This window comes from Actinomyces sp. HMSC065F11, from assembly GCF_001813085.1.
Classification (GTDB): Bacteria; Actinomycetota; Actinomycetes; order Actinomycetales; family Actinomycetaceae; genus Gleimia; species Gleimia europaea.
Map to the genome: position 1 here is coordinate 1 of NZ_KV811483.1, position 2469 is coordinate 2469.

Below are 2469 nucleotides of genomic sequence, written 5' to 3' on the forward strand. Positions count from 1 at the left end.
CGAAGGCAACAGTGGTCTTACCAGCAAACAGGGCCGCGTCTACCTCAAAGGCGACTTCGACACTACCGTTAGCGGTTTCGGGTGTGAACTTCGTGGTAGAAGTGATTTCCTTGCCCGCACCGTCAAGCATGGGCTTGCCGGTTTCTTTATCCATGAGCGTGCCAACTACTTCGTATTCCTTACCGGGTTCAAGGTTGGTGTAGGTAACCACGTCTGTAAGCGTGCGGGTGCCGTATCCAGGGACCGGGCCGCGCTGCTTTTCGTACATGAGCGTGGTGTGAATACCAGGCTCAGCTACGACAGTGAACTGCTCGGTAACGTCCTCAACAGAAGTGGCTAGCGGGGCTACGCGGTCATCACCAGCGAAGGTAGAGATGAATACGTAGGTGCCAGCTACTAGCTTGCCGTCCGCACCAGTCTTAGCGATCCAGGAAGTATCACCAATGCTGGGGTAGAAGCCGTTCTTGGCTGGAATGGTGACGGTTTCACCGATCTTTTCAGCCTTGTCACGGTCCGCCTCGGTTACTTCAAGGCCAGCGGGGAAGAACAGCACCTCGTGAGAGATTTCTTTCTCGTCTGCCTTAAAGCCTGCTGCGCCTTCAAAGTTCGGGTGATCGGAAGGCATGCCGGTTACAAACACGTCATCTACCAGGTAAGTACCAGCCTTGGTGTCACGCACGCTCAGCTGGGAATCAATCTGGGCGGGGTGCCTTACCGACGTGGTTTCGTCGGCTAGACCGTAACCATCAACAAAGTCGGCCTTAATGTACTTAGACCAGTCAGCGTCTTGGTCATCGGCCTTTACTTCCCACACCCACGTGTAGAAGCCGTCCTTGGGAGCCGTGCCCGCGTTAGCGGTAATCACCGTTTCAGGCCCTTCTGCCTTGACGGTGACGGACTTGATTAGCTCTGCGCCTTCTGGCACGGTATCGCCTTGTTCGGCCGGAGCTAGTGCGGATACGTAGTAGACGCTTGCACGGTAGTTCACGGGCACGTCAGTGCCATCAATGTTGAGCCACTTGCCGTCCCCGTAGTTCGGGTCAGCGTTTGGAGTGAACGTGTCAGTTAGTTCAGCGCCACTGTCAATGACCTTAGCGGTATCCACATTGGACATGCCTTGTGGGCGGAAATCGAAGATGACATCCCAAGTCGGAGACTCAACCGTCTTAGCCGTGAGCTTCCCAATATCGTAAATCACGTCCTGGTTACCACCGCCAGGCGAAGAATGACCAAGAACGGGCGAAACAATGTTTTTGAACTTTACGCTTGCACTAACCTTGCCGTTGCCAGTTGAATGCCACTTAATACCGGTAATGGGGGTAGATGCGGTAGTACCGTTATAAGTATTGGTGCCAGTTGCATCAAACGCTGCAGGACCGTTTAGGGTTACCGTGAACGGATAGCCCGGTACTGCAACGCCATTGCCATTAACTAGACGTATTCCGTCGAGGGTGCCGTACATGCCATTATCAGTGGTTGCTTCCCCTGCTTCCCAACCGACTACACCGGCAGCCTTGGCTTCCGCAACCATTTGGCGAGCGCGGTTTTGCACGTTCGCGGGCGTTAGCTGGAGTAGCTCATTTACGTTTTGTTGAGATGCGGCTGCGCCGAACTGTGAGCTTTCAAAGTTCACGTGTGCAAGGAAGCCGGTAGCCGCCGCGTCCACGTCAGTATCGGAATGCTCTAGGGACTTCGGAGTCCACTTCTTCATGATGTAAGCCATCTGAGCAATGTTCACGCTCAGATCGCCCGGGCGGTTAAGACTAGGTTGGCTGGTCAGTTCTCCCGGAGTGGCCGCAACCGCTGCTGAGGGGTTTACCGCGTCGGCCTGGATGCAAAGACCGGGCACGGGCTGGCCTTGGTAAGGAATCCAGGTGCCAAGCCATCCAACACTTCCTCCAATAGGCACGCCCCTCACCCAAGAGCCTGCCGCTTGAGCAGGTAGGGCATTTAGAGAGCCCGCAAAGACAAGAGCAAGCGCTGTAAAGGCCAGAGCTAGCCGGTAGGCCAGTCCTCCCTTACGGGCGCTAGGTGCGCCTTGAGCTTGCGTGGTTATAGGAATACTCATTACTACTCCACTTTCAAATAGGTTTAATGATCGATCATTAAAAGGCTCGAAAGCCCTTCACCTATTACGTAGAGTGTGCGCGCACAAAGATGGCCCGCAGACACTATGTCCACGGGCCATCTGAATACTTAGCGATTAGCTCGGCAAATCAGTCGCAGTCGCCTACACAGACTTCGCCTTGAATATCGCCGGTCCAATCGCCGTTTCCATCTTGAGGCAGTTGGTGGTGCCAACTTCCATCATCGTTTGACTGTATCCATTCGGGGAAGTTTGGGTTGTAGCAGTATTGCCCACCACCACACACGTCGTTACTACCGGAGCCGCCGGTGCCGCCGGTGTTCCAGTCGCTGTAGCCGCCGTCGTAGGTTTGTTCGTAACCACTTGAGCTTTGCTCTTGTTGT

The 2469-nt window shown here is 54.7% G+C and carries 1 protein-coding gene and 1 pseudogene; both read right to left on the bottom strand.

Translation table 11 applies throughout. The features are described from left to right. The coding region (locus HMPREF2891_RS07130; RefSeq protein WP_070664699.1) for a VaFE repeat-containing surface-anchored protein at positions 1 to 2068 on the bottom strand (2068 nt) is incomplete at its 3' end. Positions 2069 to 2216: 148 nt separating this feature from the next. After that, positions 2217 to 2469 (bottom strand): annotated as a pseudogene (locus HMPREF2891_RS07135) (hypothetical protein); the annotation flags it as partial.